Annotated in this window: 16 protein-coding genes and 1 tRNA gene; 10 read left to right on the top strand and 7 right to left on the bottom strand. The window is 47.7% G+C overall.

Annotated features, from left to right (window positions below; all coding sequences use genetic code 11):
- Positions 1-32: 32 nt before the first annotated feature.
- Genes ACLQ6D_RS12340 through ACLQ6D_RS12320 form a run of 5 tightly spaced genes read left to right on the top strand, consistent with a single transcriptional unit; the run spans position 33 to position 4,832 of the window.
- A complete protein-coding gene (locus ACLQ6D_RS12340) occupies positions 33-2,150 on the top strand; it encodes an AsmA family protein (protein ID WP_411727591.1) in 2,118 nt (705 codons plus the stop codon).
- Positions 2,151-2,185: 35 nt separating this feature from the next.
- Positions 2,186-3,229: an A/G-specific adenine glycosylase gene (mutY, locus tag ACLQ6D_RS12335; RefSeq protein WP_411727589.1), complete on the top strand. Its 1,044-nt coding sequence runs from the start codon at positions 2,186-2,188 to the stop codon at positions 3,227-3,229.
- Between the two features lie 2 nt (positions 3,230-3,231).
- Positions 3,232-3,504 carry an oxidative damage protection protein gene (locus ACLQ6D_RS12330; protein WP_411727588.1) on the top strand — a complete coding sequence of 91 codons (273 nt, stop codon included), beginning with the start codon at positions 3,232-3,234 and terminating at the stop codon, positions 3,502-3,504.
- Positions 3,505-3,537: 33 nt separating this feature from the next.
- Positions 3,538-3,867: an REP-associated tyrosine transposase gene (locus ACLQ6D_RS12325; protein WP_411727587.1), complete on the top strand. Its 330-nt coding sequence runs from the start codon at positions 3,538-3,540 to the stop codon at positions 3,865-3,867.
- 8 nt (positions 3,868-3,875) lie between these two features.
- Positions 3,876-4,832, top strand: a complete 957-nt coding sequence (locus ACLQ6D_RS12320) for a Nudix family hydrolase (RefSeq protein ID WP_411727586.1) — start codon at positions 3,876-3,878, stop codon at positions 4,830-4,832.
- Between the two features lie 64 nt (positions 4,833-4,896).
- Here ACLQ6D_RS12320 and ACLQ6D_RS12315 read toward each other — a convergent pair whose 3' ends face one another.
- Positions 4,897-5,103 (bottom strand): hypothetical protein, encoded by a 207-nt coding sequence (locus tag ACLQ6D_RS12315; protein ID WP_411727585.1) that lies wholly within the window; start codon positions 5,101-5,103, stop codon positions 4,897-4,899.
- Between the two features lie 26 nt (positions 5,104-5,129).
- Between ACLQ6D_RS12315 and ACLQ6D_RS12310 the strand changes: the two genes are divergently transcribed.
- The 5 genes from ACLQ6D_RS12310 (at position 5,130) to ACLQ6D_RS12290 (ending at position 10,095) form a co-directional block, all read left to right on the top strand.
- Positions 5,130-7,046: a transglycosylase SLT domain-containing protein gene (locus ACLQ6D_RS12310; protein WP_411727584.1), complete on the top strand. Its 1,917-nt coding sequence runs from the start codon at positions 5,130-5,132 to the stop codon at positions 7,044-7,046.
- 84 nt (positions 7,047-7,130) lie between these two features.
- A complete protein-coding gene (gene fabA / locus ACLQ6D_RS12305) occupies positions 7,131-7,646 on the top strand; it encodes a 3-hydroxyacyl-[acyl-carrier-protein] dehydratase FabA (protein ID WP_411727583.1) in 516 nt (171 codons plus the stop codon).
- An 8-nt stretch (positions 7,647-7,654) separates the two neighbouring features.
- Complete coding sequence (gene fabB, locus ACLQ6D_RS12300; RefSeq protein WP_411727582.1) at positions 7,655-8,875, top strand: beta-ketoacyl-ACP synthase I; 1,221 nt, start codon at positions 7,655-7,657, stop codon at positions 8,873-8,875.
- Positions 8,876-9,092: 217 nt separating this feature from the next.
- Positions 9,093-9,959: a tRNA 2-thiocytidine(32) synthetase TtcA gene (gene ttcA, locus ACLQ6D_RS12295; RefSeq protein ID WP_411727580.1), complete on the top strand. Its 867-nt coding sequence runs from the start codon at positions 9,093-9,095 to the stop codon at positions 9,957-9,959.
- Positions 9,960-10,005: 46 nt separating this feature from the next.
- Positions 10,006-10,095 (top strand) — tRNA-Ser (locus ACLQ6D_RS12290).
- A 280-nt stretch (positions 10,096-10,375) separates the two neighbouring features.
- On the opposite strand, the gene dinB is transcribed toward ACLQ6D_RS12290, so the two are convergent.
- From dinB to dapF, 6 genes are all read right to left on the bottom strand, one after another.
- Positions 10,376-11,467, bottom strand: coding sequence for a DNA polymerase IV (gene dinB, locus ACLQ6D_RS12285; protein ID WP_411727579.1), 1,092 nt, complete (start codon positions 11,465-11,467; stop codon positions 10,376-10,378).
- A gap of 6 nt (positions 11,468-11,473) precedes the next feature.
- A complete protein-coding gene (locus tag ACLQ6D_RS12280; protein WP_411727577.1) occupies positions 11,474-11,791 on the bottom strand; it encodes a DUF4389 domain-containing protein in 318 nt (105 codons plus the stop codon).
- Positions 11,792-11,799: 8 nt separating this feature from the next.
- Complete coding sequence (locus ACLQ6D_RS12275; RefSeq protein ID WP_411727576.1) at positions 11,800-12,828, bottom strand: DUF2333 family protein; 1,029 nt, start codon at positions 12,826-12,828, stop codon at positions 11,800-11,802.
- A 216-nt stretch (positions 12,829-13,044) separates the two neighbouring features.
- Positions 13,045-13,953: a tyrosine recombinase XerC gene (xerC, locus tag ACLQ6D_RS12270; protein ID WP_411727610.1), complete on the bottom strand. Its 909-nt coding sequence runs from the start codon at positions 13,951-13,953 to the stop codon at positions 13,045-13,047.
- Positions 13,953-14,639: a DUF484 family protein gene (locus ACLQ6D_RS12265; protein WP_411727575.1), complete on the bottom strand. Its 687-nt coding sequence runs from the start codon at positions 14,637-14,639 to the stop codon at positions 13,953-13,955. Before ACLQ6D_RS12265 ends, xerC begins: the two co-directional genes overlap by 1 nt.
- A 4-nt stretch (positions 14,640-14,643) precedes the next feature.
- A partial coding sequence (gene dapF, locus ACLQ6D_RS12260; protein WP_411727573.1) for a diaminopimelate epimerase occupies positions 14,644-15,167 on the bottom strand: 524 nt, incomplete at its 5' end.

Here is a 15,167-nt window from a genome sequence, read left to right as displayed (position 1 = left end):
CTAATCAGGATCGGAAGAGATTTGTGAGAAAAATGACCAAATTGTTGTTAGTTGGGTTCTCGGTATTGCTGCTTGTCTTAGTCATTGCTATTTTCGCTATACCTGTACTGATCGATCCAAATAACTTTAAAACCGATATGGCGTCCTTCATTAAGGAAAAAACAGGACGCGATGTCGCGTTTGAGGGCGATATCAGTGTGTCATTGTTCCCCTGGATAGGTTTGGGCACTGAAAAAATGGTGATCAGCAATCCGCCAGGGTTCCAAGAGATGCCGTTCATTACCGTCGATAAAAGTAACATCAAGGTCAAGTTGCTCCCCTTACTGACGAAGAAGATCGAGGTCAATACCATCGCTTTAGAAGGGTTAAGCATAAATCTGGTTAAGGATAAGCAAGGTGTCAGTAATTGGGCTGATCTAGTTGCATCGAGCCGTCCGTCGCCGCCTAATGCCGCCTCTCTAAATCGTAATGCTCAAATCAAGTCCCAGTCTGTGCTGGCAGCATTGACTGTCGGCGCTATCAGCATCCAAAACGCCCGGGTTAACTGGGGCAACCAACAAACAGGGGAACGTCTGGAACTAAAGAACATTCATTTCAATGCCGATAAATTTGTTTTTGGCGAGCCACTAAAAATCGATATGGCTATGGACGTTTCCGGTAAGCAATTAAAGTTTCCCGGAGTCATTAAATGGGTTACCGGTTTGCGCGTCGATGAGAAACTAGACATCTTTGTGTTCAGCGACAGCCATATGGAATGGGTTGGCTCCAAAAAAACAAGCTCAGGGCTACCATTAGCCGTCACCATGACAGTACCCAATGCAGATGTAAATGTTACGCAACAGACACTTCAGTTATCCGGCCTGCAACTTCAATCCGGGGATATTAAACTCGCAGCCGATATGAGTGGCGAAAATATCCTAGACAAACCATCCATCCAGGGTTCTGTCGTTATTGCCCCGTTTAATCCCGGCATAGCTTTGAAACAATGGGGTGTTGCGATTCCCGCCATGAGCGATGCGAAGGCATTGGCGGTGCTGTCCATGACTGTCCGTCTCCAGGCAACGCCAGAACGGGCAGAATTCAGCGACCTGGATATTGCCTTGGATAGCAGCCACGGCAAAGGTTTTGTGACGGTTAAAGACTTTGCCCGACCCACGATTTTGTTTGATTTGGCCGTCGATACGCTTGATGCTGACCGCTATTTAGCGCCGCCAGACAAATCGACCATAGCAAGCCCTGGTATGGCATTTGCCGCCAGTACATTCAGCCTGCCGCTGGAGTGGCTTAGAAAGCTGGATGCAGAAGGTAAACTGGCGCTGGGTAATTTGACGTTTAACCGGATGACACTGCAAGACATGCGCTTAACGCTAAGCTCAAAAAATGGAATCGTCAATATCGGGCAAACGGCAAACCAATTTTATCAGGGCACCTATTCAGGCAATCTCAACGTTGATGCCCGTGCGGAAAAATCGTCTTTAACATTAAACGAGAAACTCACCAATATACGCCTTGAACCTTTACTTAAGGATGTCAAAGGGGAAGCGAAGATGGGCGGCATTGTCACGGCTTCAAGCCAACTGCACGGTCTGGGCAATAACACACGAGAACTTAGCTCAAACCTGACAGGCCAGTTAGATTTTTTAATAAAAGACGGTTATGTCAAAGGCTTCAACCTGGAAAAAATGATTGAAAACAGCAAAAACCTAGTTCAAGGCGGGACGTTCTCGATAGATGCCCAACACGACCAAACCGCATTTTCCGAAATCAGCGGTACGGCGGCAATCAGCAAAGGGTTGCTGCAAAATAATGATCTTATCGCCAAAACAGCAAAATTACGCAGCACCGGTAAAGGCAATGCGAATCTAAATACCGGGTTAGTGGATTACCAGATTACGACTAGGCTTCTCAAGGCTGCGGCTACTGCCAGCACACCCGAACAAGTCCACGATACGCCAATTATCATCCATTTGGGCGGGACATTTGGCAAACCGACTTACACACTGGATGTCGCGGCGTTACTGACAGATAAAAACAAGGCAAAGATTGAACGCTTACTGGACAAAAACAAAGATAAAATTGAGAAGTTGATGAATAAGCTGGACAAAAAACTAGGCCCTGGTGCCAGTGATTTGTTGAAGAAGATCTTTTAACGGCGAACCGCCAGTAAAACTGACAATTTGCTTTTATGACACCCTCAACATTCCAGCAAAACGTATTGGCGTGGTTTGACCAACATGGTCGCAAAGATCTGCCCTGGCAGCAAAACATCACTCCCTATCGGGCTTGGCTTTCTGAAATCATGTTGCAGCAAACTCAGGTCGCCACGGTCATCCCTTATTTTCAGGCATTTATTGCGAAATTTCCTGATGTGGAAAACTTGGCGCAGGCTCCCGTAGATGAGGTCTTACAGTTGTGGTCGGGTTTAGGGTATTATGCGCGTGCACGTAACCTGCATAAAGCGGCGCGGATTGTTCACGGGCAAGGCCGATTTCCAGATACCCTGGACGGACTCATGGCATTGCCGGGGATAGGGCGATCGACAGCTGGAGCCATTTTAAGCATTGCTTTCAACAAAAGTCACCCTATCCTTGATGGCAATGTAAAACGGGTGCTGGCGCGGTTCAAGGCGATCACCGGTTGGCCTGGAAGCAGCAAAGTAAATAAACAGCTTTGGGCGATTAGCGCCAGCCTCACCCCTGACGGGCGTGTGGCTGAATACACCCAAGCCATGATGGACTTGGGGGCGACGGTCTGCACACGCAGCAGGCCGACCTGTGAAAGATGTCCGCTTACGCCAGGTTGTTTGGCGTGGTTGACCCAAACGGTGGCTGATTTTCCAGCGCCTAGAATGGCCAAGGCATTGCCTGTCAAGCAGCTGATCTTTTTGCTGTTACACAATAATCAACAGATATTGTTGGAAAAAAGGCCACCTACCGGTATTTGGGGCGGATTATGGAGCCTGCCGGAGTTTGCCAGCGAGGATGCTGCTTTGGATTGGTGCTTGGTCAATAAGCTGCGAATTGCCCATCAGCAATCCAGCGCTACACGACGGCATATTTTTTCGCACTATCATCTGGACTACTCGCCGCTGATTATCGAAACCAGTGGCTCGGTGGATTTTGTCTCGGAAGCAGATCGATTTGTTTGGCAAAACATTCGTCAAATCAATCAACTTGGTCTCGCCACACCCATTAAACACCTATTGCAACAACACTTCAAAGGAGGATAAAAATGACCCGATTAATTCACTGTGTAAAATTAGGCAAAGAAGCCGAAGGCCTGGATGAGCCGCCTTTTCCTGGCTCCAAAGGTAAGGAGATATTTGAAAAAATATCCAAACAAGCCTGGAAAGACTGGCTAGGTAGGCAAACCATGCTGATCAATGAGAACAAACTGGCAAGTTACGACCCAAAAGCTAGGACTTATCTTGCCGTGGAAAGGGATAAGTTCTTGTTTGAAGGCAACGACGACATGCCACAAGGCTATGTGCCGCCAAATAGTTAAATACAGGATGACACCATAATCAAACCCTGTGCCATGAAACGTAGGTCTCTACACAAGCCGTCATCTCAAATGATAAAAGGGCGTTTTTCAAGGGCTATTGACAAAGGCGAAAGAATTTCCACAAGACGGCTAAAACGTCGAGAACGAGGGATTTGGCAACGCCGGTTTTGGGCGCATTTGTTAGAAGATCAAGGGGATTTTAAACGTCATGTCGATTATATCCATTGGAATCCGGTCAAACACGGATTGGTACAGCATGTTGTCGATTGGCCGCATTCCAGTTTTCATCGATTTGTAGAAATGGGTATTTATCCGCCGACTTGGGGGAATTCAGGACATTTTGGCATGGATGCAGGCGAGTGACTCGAACGATGCGGCTCCTTTCGTCGACACATCCTATAAGCTTCCTGCAAGTCGCTGTCGGAGTTATCAAAAACTCATCGGGGCAAATTTTAATTTCACTTCGAGACAAAAGCCTACATCAGGGCGGTTTATGGGAATTCCCCGGCGGCAAGATTGAAGCGTCAGAAATTGTTGAACAAGCATTAGTTCGGGAGCTTAAGGAAGAACTGGATATTACCGTTCAAGCGGCCACACCGCTGATTACCATCAATCATCAATACCTCGATTTAGCCGTGCAACTTCGGGTATTTACGGTTGAGCGTTATGATGGTGAGGTAAAAAGTTGCGAAGGTCAGCCGATTCTGTGGGTAGTGCCTGATGATTTGAGCAATTATGCCTTTCCCGCAGCCAATCAGCCGATTGTCACCGCCGCCCGGTTGCCGCACTATTACGCAATCCTGGATGATGCTGATTCAACGCTTTTGCTGGTCAACCTGAAAAAAATCCTCAATAAAGGCATTAGGCTAATTCAGGCACGGCTAAAAACCTTATCAGTTGAAGGGGTAGAAGTGTTTCTCGAACAAGCCTATCCCATGTGCAAAACCCACAATGCCTGGTTGTTATTGAATTCTGGAGTTGAACATTCGGAGCGGTTTGAAGTTGATGGTATTCATCTGACCAGCCGTCATTTGCTGGCTATCGACCAGCGGCCTGAAAGCAAACAGTGGGTTGCCGCCTCCTGCCATAATCTTGAAGAGTTGTTGCATGCCCAAAAAATAGGTGTCGATTTTGTCGTGATAGCACCCATGTTGCCGACTCCAACACATCCCGAAGCCAAGTGTTTGGGTTGGGAACATTTTGCTGAGTTGGTCGCTCATAGTAATCTTCCTGTTTATGCCTTGGGCGGACTGTCTCAGGCTGATTTCACATCGGCGCGGCAAGCTGGGGGGCAGGGTATAGCAGGTATCCGGGCTTTTTTGGAGTGAGACTGTCGTAGTCGGGCAGTTATATTCAGTAAAACAGATGAAGATCGTGAGGGTGTGTTCTACACTATGTGTTAGGTTTTGTTGGCATTTCGTCAACGGAGAACCCATCGATTCCCGTCATGCCGTCAGGGAGGAGTGATGGCATCCAGGCGGCATGGATGCCGTCCTTGGCTTCTGGATTCCGGCGACCTCCATGGATGGAGGAAGTGCGGAAGAGGATATGGAATCCTCGCCGCCAATCCAGCCGGAATGACGGTGTATTTTTCGGCATTCTTGCAAAAGCTGAGTTTTTACCTTATGAATCTAAACCGCTTAAAACAAGCTGTGTGGCTTTGTGGCTTGCTGTTGCTGCCGCACATTGCCATGAGCAGCGATAAGCTCAATGACCAGAGACAGGCTTTCTTGCAAGCAGAGAAATACCTGGCTGGGAAAAACGAAGCGGCTTTTTTGGCAGTTAGCTCTAGTTTGCCCGATTACCCACTCTATCCGTATTTACGTTATCAACGGATAAAAGATCAGTTGGCCCAAACCGATCAGGTGTTGGCTTTTTTATCGACTTATAAAGATACCCGCTATGCCCCATTACTGCGTTCCAAGTGGTTGGGTTATCTGGCTGAACACGAACGCTGGTACGATTTTATTCGGCAATATGAAGTGAATGAGAGTAGTGCTGATGATTGCCAGTTTCACTGGGCGCAATACCAAACAGGGAAACTGCAACAGGCGTTGTTGGAGGCAAAACGACTCTGGGTTTTAGGCACAACTACAGCTAAAAATTGCCAACCACTTTTTTCCGCATTGCTCAGGTCATCCCTGTTAACGGCTGACCTTATTTGGCAACGGTTTGAGTCGGCACTTCAAAATAATAATCTCGCCGCAGCACGATTAACCTCACTTTTACTGAAGCAGGCAGACCGAAAGAATGCCGAGAATTGGTTACAGCTTCATCAAAAGCCGGAATTGATTGCTGAAAGCCAGTTTTGGAAAGAAAAAAATGAACAAACAGGCCGTCTTTTTGCCCATGCTGTAGAAAGATTGGCAAGTTCGGATCTGGAGAGGGCGATTGCGGTTTGGGACACTAAAAAATCGGTTTTTTTTATTGATGATTTAACTGTCCAACGTGTCGAACGCAAGCTTGGGATGGCATTGCTCGCCAAAAAAGACAATCGTGCTTACGGCCGTTTGAACAAGGTGTTTCTTCCTGATGAAGAAGTCAGGACGGCAAAGTTGAGGGCGGCTTTGGTTGAGCAAAATTGGCGGCATGTCAGCAGTGCCTTGGCGGGCTTGACTTATACCGAACGGCAAGAACCCAAGTGGCAATATTGGCTGGCGCGTGCGTTGCAGGAAACCGGCAACAAGCAACAGGCGGGGGCAATCTACAACGCACTGGCTAAAGACCGGAGTTTTTATGGTTTTATGGCAGCCGATACCGTCAATACACCTTACCAAATTATTGACCAACCCGTTAAGCTGGCTAAGGATGCCCTAAGGCTACTTTCGGAAGAAACCGATTTTAAAGTGTGTCAGGAGTTGAATTTTTTAAACCGGGCGTTAGAAGCGCGTCGGCAATGGCAATTTGCGATAAAAAAACTGCCCAAGGAAAAACTTCTCACTGCCGCCAAACTGGCCCAGCAATGGCAGTGGGATCAAATAGCCATCACCACTTTGGTAAAGGCCGATTACTGGGATGATATGGCATTGCGGTTCCCTATTCATTATTTCAGTGAAGTTCAAGCTAGCGCCTATAAGCATAATCTTGATACTGCCTTATTATATGGTTTGATACGTCAGGAGAGTATGTTGGACAAGAATGCGGTATCTTCTGCGGGTGCCAAAGGCCTTATGCAGCTGATGCCCAAAACCGCTATGACGGTAGCCCAGGCATTGCATGAACCGTGGCGATCAGATTCCGAGTTATTTAAGCCCGAACTGAATATCAATTACGGGGGGTATTACTTTAGGGATCTTTTAAACCGCTTCGGTGGTCATATCGCCGTGGCAGGGGCAGCTTATAATGCAGGCCCTGGCCGAGCAAAAAAATGGCTTCCCATTACGCATTCAGTGCCAGCGGATATATGGATAGAAACCATACCGTTTAAAGAGACCCGAAAATATGTGGCTAACGTGCTCTCTTACGCGATGATTTATCAGCAACGGTTAAAAAAAGGCAAACTTAAATTAAAGAATTTATTGAGGGATGTAACACCTGGATAAAATTTGAGCTGATTTTTTACTGTGTCTGTAAGATAATAATGCGCTTTTATAAAAATTATAGATAACAAGGTGCAGAATATCGTTATGTCGAAACAGCATAGTTTAACCTATGAAGAATTGCTAAAGTCAGGAAGGGGTGAGCTATACGGGCCAACAAACGCGCAATTGCCGTTACCCAATATGCTCATGATGGACAGGATTACCCTGATTACCGACGAAGGCGGCAAGTATGGCAAGGGCCAGATGATAGCTGAATTGGACATTCATCCCGATTTGTGGTTTTTTGCTTGTCATTTCCAGGGCGACCCCGTCATGCCCGGTTGTTTAGGTTTGGATGCCATGTGGCAGCTCGTGGGATTCTTCCTGTGCTGGATGGGCGGCCCAGGCAAAGGCCGGGCGTTAGGTGTGGGTGAAGTCAAATTTACTGGACAAGTCTTGCCCACTGCCAAAAAAGTGACTTATCGCATTGATATGAAACGATTAATCATGCGTAAGCTCTATATGGGCATTGCCGATGCCACGATGGAAGTCGATGGTAAGGTCATCTACGAAGCCACTGATTTACGCGTCGGCTTGTTTACATTCTTGTCGGATTTCTAGGAGTGGCTATGAAAAGGGTCGTGGTAACGGGATTAGGCATCGTCTCCAGCATTGGCAACAACAAGGCTGAAGTCCTCGATTCCCTAAAGCAAGGCCGCTCAGGTATTGTTTTTGCCGATGACTATCAGGAAATGGGTTTCCGCAGCCATGTTCATGGCGCAATCAACATTGATCAGCATCAATTTATCGACCGTAAAGTAAAACGCTTTATGGGTGATGGTGCGGCCTTCAACTATATCGCCATGCAGCAAGCCATAGCCGATTCTGGGTTGGAAGATAATGAAGTCTCTAACTTTCGTACCGGATTGGTGGTGGGTTCAGGTGGGCCTTCTACGTCCAATTTGGTGGATGCGGCTGACATTATGCGGGACAAAGGCATCAAGAAAGTCGGGCCGTACATGGTGACAAGAAGCATGTCCAGCACCAATACCGCGTGTTTGGCAACGCCTTTCAAAATCAAGGGCGTTAATTATTCGATCACCTCTGCCTGTTCCACCAGCGCCCACTGTATCGGTCATGCTATGGAATTGATCCAATTGGGCAAGCAGGATGTCGTATTTGCTGGCGGCGGCGAGGAAGTGCATTGGACGATGTCGGTATTGTTTGATGCGATGGGCGCGTTGTCGTCAAAATATAACGATGCACCTGCCACGGCTTCCCGGCCTTATGACAGCACCCGCGACGGCTTTGTTATCTCAGGTGGCGGTGGTGTATTGGTGATGGAAGAATTGGAACATGCCAAAGCCCGTGGTGCCAAAATTTACGCTGAATTGACAGGCTACGGCGCGACTTCCGACGGTTACGACATGGTGCAACCTTCCGGCGAAGGCGCGGTACGTTGTTTGCAGCAAGCAATGGCGACTGTGCATGACAAGATCGACTACATCAATGCCCACGGCACCAGCACACCAGTTGGCGACACCAAAGAACTCGAAGCGCTACGCACCGTATTTGGCGTGGGCAATGTCCCTTTGGTAAGTTCCACCAAATCATTGACTGGACACGCGCTGGGGGCAGCCGGAGTCAATGAGGCCATTTATTCGCTGTTGATGATGGAAGAAAAATTCCTCAGCGCCTCTGCCAATATCACTGAGCTAGATCCCGAAGCGACAGGCATCCCTATCGTCAGGGAACGTCAGGATAATGTGGTGTTGAACACTATCATGTCCAACAGTTTTGGCTTTGGCGGAACTAACGCGACTTTGATTTTCCAGCGTTATAATGGTTGAGAATGGATTTGTAGGTTGGGTTTACCCAAAGGGCATAAAAGACGCGCATGTCCACATTGTTAACAAGACCACTGGTCGTTGGGCGCGTCGTAACCCAACGTTCGCCGTCCTCGAACCAACCTCTATCGTTGGGTTACGGCTCGCCCAAGCGCCCGTTTTGCATGGCTCTCGCCTATGTGCGAGCCTAACCCAACCTACGCGATTTTCACTTTTGTTAATGTCAGACCAAACCCAAAAATCCCGAACCCAATTCAACAAGCTGCAAAAACGTTTGCGCCATTATGTCGGCGACGCTATTGCCGACTACAACATGATCGAACAGGGCGATAAGGTGATGGTCTGCTTGTCTGGAGGTAAGGACTCTTATACCTTGCTGGACATCTTGTTGAATCTGCAAAAGACAGCGCCTGTCAAGTTTGACTTGATCGCGGTCAACCTGGACCAAAAGCAGCCTGGGTTTCCGGAGCATGTATTGCCAGCTTACCTAGAAACTTTAGGGATGCCTTATCATATTATCGAGAAAGACACGTACAGCGTCGTCAAGCGCGTGATACCGGAAGGCAGCACCACCTGTGGGCTATGTTCACGGTTAAGGCGTGGCACCTTATATGGTTACGCTGAAACGAACGGTATCACTAAAATTGCGTTAGGCCATCACCGTGACGACATCTTGGAAACCTTCTTCCTGAATATTTTTTATGGCGGCAAACTTAAAACTATGCCGCCCAAGTTGCTCAGTGATGACAAAAAAAATATCGTCATCCGGCCTCTGGCGTATTGTCGGGAAAAAGACATCGAACGGTTTTCGGCATTCAGGAATTTCCCCATCATTCCTTGTAACCTCTGCGGCTCCCAGGAAAACCTCCAGAGAAAAGCGATGAAGGCCATGTTAAAAGCATGGGACAGGCAGTTCCCCGGTCGCCTGGAGACAATTTTCACTAGCCTGCAAAACGTAGCTCCTTCGCAACTGGCAGACATCCGGTTGTTTGATTTTTTTGGGTTGACCCGTGAAGTGCAGACAACAGGACTAGTTATTTCAAACCTTGATCCTATGACTGAAGGCCTGGAAGTGTTGGCACAGTAAGATTCAATTGATTTTTAAACCCGTTAGTTTAAACTATGCGGCTCTTGGAGAGGTGGCTGAGCGGTCGAAAGCGGCGGTCTTGAAAACCGTTGAGGGTTGATCCCCTCCCAGGGTTCGAATCCCTGCCTCTCCGCCAGATCAAGATTCAACGAGATACAACGAAGCCCATCAAACCCGCATTCTGAAAGGCATAGCGGGTTTTTTATTTTCCAACGAAGTGCTTTAGGATGGGTACGCTCAAATAAGGGAAGAAAAGGCTGCTTTGCTCGTTTGATACGGCCTGATTCGGCACAAAACTTATTAAAAAACGGCATTTGCCGCTTAAAGACGGTTTTAGGGGCATTTGTTCAGCGCTTCCTTAGCTTTCAACCTCAAGCCAATGGGGACGTTACCTTCTGGGAGCGCGGACTAATGGCCTATCGCCAAGTGTTTTCAAATAAATCGATTTGTTCAACAGGGGATAGCTCAGGTTGGTCATCCAGGGACGATAAGGTAATACCCAACAAACGGACATCACGCCGACCCACCTCGGTATTCTTCAATAGTTCCGTGAGCAAGTCATTTATGTGCGTAGCGGCAGTAATCGTTTGCGGCAGGGTGCGGCTGCGGGTAATTTGAACGAAATCGTGATATTTTATTTTAATGGTTAAGGTGTGGGCTGTAAGTTGTTTCTCCGTTACCTTGGTTAAAGCCTTATCAAAGAGTTGTTGCAACTGTACGAGAACGGCCTGGGTGCTGGTGATATCCTGCTGAAAGGTCGTTTCCACGCCCATTGACTGGCTTTTTCTGTAACTGACGACAGGACGGTTATCAATCCCTCTGGCGATGTGGTAGTAGTACGAACCAGACTTGCCAAAATGTTGCTGTAAGTCTTCCAGGGACAGCTTCTTTAAATCTTTACCGGTTTGAATCCCCAAGGTTAGCATTTTAAGGGCGGTGGCTTTGCCCACACCATGAAACTTATGGATAGGGAGTTGCTCAACAAACTCGGCGCCTTGCGTGGGCGTAATCAGGTACAAGCCGTCCGGCTTATTCAAATCGGAAGCGATCTTGGCGAGAAATTTATTGTAAGAAACGCCAGCCGAAGCGGTCAGTTGCGTTTGTTGCTTTATCCTGGTTTTGATAGCCTTGGCAATCAGCGTTGCGGAGCCAGTATGCTTCTCGGTATGGGTGACATCCAAATAGGCTTCATCCAAAGAAAGCGGTTCAACCAGGTCGGTATAATCGAAAAAAATTTGCCGGATAGCTTGGGAGGCTTCCCGGTACGCCCCGAACCGGGGCTTTACGAAAATGGCTTGTGGGCATAAGCGGTAAGCACGGGTGGTTGGCATGGCCGAATGGATGCCGTATGTCCTTGCCTCATAACTACAAGTAGCGACAACGCCACGCGAGAAAGGGTTGCCGCCCACAATCAGGGGCTTATTTCGGTATTCGGGGAAATCGCGCTGTTCCACCGCCGCAAAAAAAGCATCCATATCGATATGAATGATTTTGCGGACAGTGGACATGAAAGGCTATTTTTTCTGGCGTTTCTTGGGTTCTGGAAGTTTCAGTTCTTCAGTCGCCTCCCATTCTGCGAATGGGTAAGGTAAGGTTTCGGTATTGAATGTCAGGAAGGTCAATATATGATAGGTATACAAGGAAAGGCTGCGCCCAAACTTGAGCACATTGCCATTCGGGTTGCCTGTGAACAACACTGACGCTATCTGCAATAAGATGACCGCCCAAACTAGCATCCTGACCAAGCCCCCTATCGCGGCAAAGATCAGCATAAAGAATATGCGTTTCCAGGTACTGATTTTTTTCAGGTTTTCGTTGATTTGTTCGTCCATACTAGTAATTACCCCCTATTCATGATGTCACGTAAATCCAGCGCAGCAGCGTTTGCGCGGGCTATATAAGTTGCCATTGTCAATGAATAATTGGCAGTTAGTCCGTAACCACTGCCACTCAAAATCATGGGACTCAGCACCGGTGATAACGCATTTTCCAAGGCTTTAATCATGATATCCACAGTGTTCATCGCCCGTTTATCTAACAGGATGTCGTGAAAATCATATTTAACCGCTTTGAGTATGTGCAACAACGCCCAACTAGAGCCACGAGCCTCGTAGAATATATCGTCGATCAATAACCAAGGCGTTTGGCCCAATGGTGCAACTTTGGCATTCCGAATGGCAACATTAGGTTCAATAACCTCCAGGCCAGGGATTAATTCTGCACCCGATGTACTGGCACTTAAACGTGTAGAAAGATTGCCCAAGCGTTTGATAACGACCTCCGTGTATTGCCAGAGATTGTCCGCTCGGGAGTAAAATTGTGCGCGTTTGACCTTTCCGCCATAGGTCTGTAGCCGGGTCATATACTTATGAAGCGAATCTATCCCTTTTTGATATTCCGCTTCTGTGGACGGCAAAGCCCACGAATCATTTTCGTAATAAAAATGCGGCTCCGCTTCTTTTAAATCGGGATCTTCATCAGACTGTGACTGATCCCTGGAAAAGTGATTTCGCAACGCCGTCGTAGCGTCTCGCAACATAATCAAGGCTCCGTATTCAAAACTGGATATGTTGTCGAGGAATACCCCAGGCGGTGCCACATCGTTGGTAATATAACCCCCAGACTTATGCAGCAGGACTTCGCCGATATGTGCCAGCGTATTGGTGTAGGTGTAGCCTAATGGAATTTCAGTGGTTTTAGTCAGCTTAGCCCGTTCCAGGGCTTCATCCTGGATGCTGAACTGCTCGGGCTCACTGCCCCACCATGCGCCGAGAAAAACTAAAGCCAGCGAGGTTATAAGCACAAGAACACCGAAACTCCAGAGTATGCCTCTGGACTTTACATCTTCAAGTGAATCGCTTGATGCCATTTGAGGTTTCCTGTGAACGTCTTGTTTGAGGTGAGAAAGAGATTAATTTGTTCTTGAATATTAACAGTATATTATCAGGTTTTTGAGGTTTTTGCTTAATCCACTGGGAAAACGCGGTTTGCCGTGTGTTTACAAAATCAATGTCGTGCAGCCATTGATTTTGGCAGTGCATCCATACGCTGCTGGGATCGCAGATTTTACCAGTGATCCCCAAAGTTATTGAGGCTTTTTTTTGGCCCGTGGATGGGCCCTATCATATGTTTCTGTTAGATGTTGAAAGTCCAGATGGGTATAGATCTGTGTAGTGCTGATATTGCTGTGCCCCAGCAGTTCCTGGACGGCCCTTAAATCCTGGCTGGATTCCAGCAAATGGCTGGCGAAGGAATGCCTTAACATGTGCGGATGGATATGTTCTTGTATCCCCTTTTTTTTGCACCATTGCGATAGCCTTAGCTCAATACTTCTTTGTCCAAGGCGCCGCCCTTTAGTCGTCACAAACAGCGCCGCATCAACAGCGGGAATATTTATTGAACGTTCCTGCAGCCAGTTGTCAATTGCCTTGACCGCTTTGCTGCCGATGGGTAACACCCTTGATTTACCACCCTTACCTGAACGGACAATCAGTGAGCGGTCGACTAAATCCAGGTCAACGATATCAAGTGAACTCAGCTCACTTAATCTGAGTCCTGATGAATAAAACAATTCAAACATGGCCAGGTCGCGTATTTCCAGCGCCGAACTCGTTCCTGCTTCCAACAGTCCATTGACCTGATCGACATCCAAGGTTTTGGGTAAATTTCTTGCCTGCTTGGGAGCTTTGACATACTGTGCCGGATTGATTTCAGCCAAGCGATTTTTCAATAGAAAAGTATAGAAACTGCGGATGGCTGATAGCTCACGTTGCAGGCTTTTGCTGCTCATCCCTTTTCGATGCCTGGCGGCGATGTGGGCGCGAATGTCATTCTGCTTGAGGTCGATCCAGCTAAGGATGAGCTTTTCATTACAATAGTTTGATAAACGTCCTATATCGCGATGGTAACTTTTTACGGTATGTGCAGACGCGCGTTTCTCAAATTTAAGTTGGTTTAAAAAACCCGCCAGCATCTCATCCGCAGCAGGGGTCATCATTTCCCTTGTAACAGCGCAATGAGCCGGGTACCGACAATCTCGCTCATTTGGGTCAAAAACAGGCTGCCCATGCTGAAATGAAACCGGCTTTCCTCTCGGCTACCTACAGCCAGGAACCCCTCTAACTCAGAAAACATCATCGGCATGATGGCATACGATTGTACTTCAAGGGCAGCATCGCCAAACAGTATTTTTGCCTGGGTCAAGGTTGGCCGCCCACAAGTCGGTTGGTTGCTGGAAAGTTCTTTACTGAAAGGCTTGAGATCCTCGCTGTCCGGATCAATATAAAGTTTGGGAACCGTCGCATCAGGGATGTGTTTGATGATGCGGATAGCAACGAAATCAGTTAGGAAATACTCAGAAAGGACAGTTTCGAGATTCTCGACAGCTTCTTCAATAGTCTTGGAATCAAGCAATGCCAGGGTGAGTTTGTGCATACGCACATAGGACGTGTCGTTTTCTCGGGCTATCTCAATCAGCTCTGTCAACTGGCTTTCTAACTCTTGGTGCCTGCCCCTGAATATTTCCAATTGCTTGGAAATCAGCGATACGGCATTGCCACTGGGGTGAGGAATCCGCATCTGTTCGAGCAGGTGCAGATGCTCGTTGAAGAACTCAGGATGTTCACGCAGATATCGCTCAACCTGAGTCGAAGTCAAATTCAGTGTTTCTTGTTTATTCATAGTGTCATGTTTCCATCGAGCTTATTTTCCCATCAAAAACAGTGATCGCAGGGCCCGTCATGAATACCGGCTCTCCACGGCCTGCCCAGCTAATCGTAAGCTGACCGCTAGTCAGGTCGACCGTGACGTCGTTATCCAGTAAATGTTGTTCAATACCTACGACCACAGCGGCACAAGCACCGCTACCGCAGGCCAAAGTTTCCGCAGTGCCGCGCTCATAAACACGAAGCTTGATATGCTTACGGTTAACCACCTGCATAAAATCAATATTAGCCCGTTCAGGAAATAATGGATGACTTTCCAAGATCAGCCCTAATTCAGTCACCGGAGCCAGATTGATGTCTGCCACTTGAATGACAGCATGTGGATTGCCCACAGACACCGCACCGAATTCTGTTAACATGCCGCCAGTTTCGACAGAATACATTTGCGATTCTTGGGCGGCAAGCAAAGGAATCTCAACTGGCGTATGTCTGGGTATTCCCATGTTGACCGTAACCAGATCATTTTCAGTCAGCTTAAGTACAA

The sequence above is a fragment of the Methyloglobulus sp. genome, assembly GCF_046714055.1.
GTDB lineage: Bacteria > Pseudomonadota > Gammaproteobacteria > Methylococcales > Methylomonadaceae > Methyloglobulus.
This window is presented reverse-complemented; position numbering and strand designations above follow the sequence as displayed.

Coding starts and splice junctions, on each gene's coding strand:
- ACLQ6D_RS12310 (WP_411727584.1), top strand. CDS start 5,130: ATGAATCTAAACCGCTTAAAACAAGCTGTGTGGCTTTGTGGCTTGCTG.
- ACLQ6D_RS12315 (WP_411727585.1), bottom strand. CDS start 5,103: ATGCCGAAAAATACACCGTCATTCCGGCTGGATTGGCGGCGAGGATTC.
- ACLQ6D_RS12280 (WP_411727577.1), bottom strand. CDS start 11,791: ATGGACGAACAAATCAACGAAAACCTGAAAAAAATCAGTACCTGGAAA.
- ttcA (WP_411727580.1), top strand. CDS start 9,093: ATGTCAGACCAAACCCAAAAATCCCGAACCCAATTCAACAAGCTGCAA.
- dinB (WP_411727579.1), bottom strand. CDS start 11,467: ATGTCCACTGTCCGCAAAATCATTCATATCGATATGGATGCTTTTTTT.
- mutY (WP_411727589.1), top strand. CDS start 2,186: ATGACACCCTCAACATTCCAGCAAAACGTATTGGCGTGGTTTGACCAA.
- ACLQ6D_RS12265 (WP_411727575.1), bottom strand. CDS start 14,639: ATGAATAAACAAGAAACACTGAATTTGACTTCGACTCAGGTTGAGCGA.
- ACLQ6D_RS12340 (WP_411727591.1), top strand. CDS start 33: ATGACCAAATTGTTGTTAGTTGGGTTCTCGGTATTGCTGCTTGTCTTA.
- ACLQ6D_RS12325 (WP_411727587.1), top strand. CDS start 3,538: ATGAAACGTAGGTCTCTACACAAGCCGTCATCTCAAATGATAAAAGGG.
- ACLQ6D_RS12275 (WP_411727576.1), bottom strand. CDS start 12,828: ATGGCATCAAGCGATTCACTTGAAGATGTAAAGTCCAGAGGCATACTC.
- fabA (WP_411727583.1), top strand. CDS start 7,131: ATGTCGAAACAGCATAGTTTAACCTATGAAGAATTGCTAAAGTCAGGA.
- ACLQ6D_RS12330 (WP_411727588.1), top strand. CDS start 3,232: ATGACCCGATTAATTCACTGTGTAAAATTAGGCAAAGAAGCCGAAGGC.
- xerC (WP_411727610.1), bottom strand. CDS start 13,953: ATGACCCCTGCTGCGGATGAGATGCTGGCGGGTTTTTTAAACCAACTT.
- ACLQ6D_RS12320 (WP_411727586.1), top strand. CDS start 3,876: ATGCGGCTCCTTTCGTCGACACATCCTATAAGCTTCCTGCAAGTCGCT.
- fabB (WP_411727582.1), top strand. CDS start 7,655: ATGAAAAGGGTCGTGGTAACGGGATTAGGCATCGTCTCCAGCATTGGC.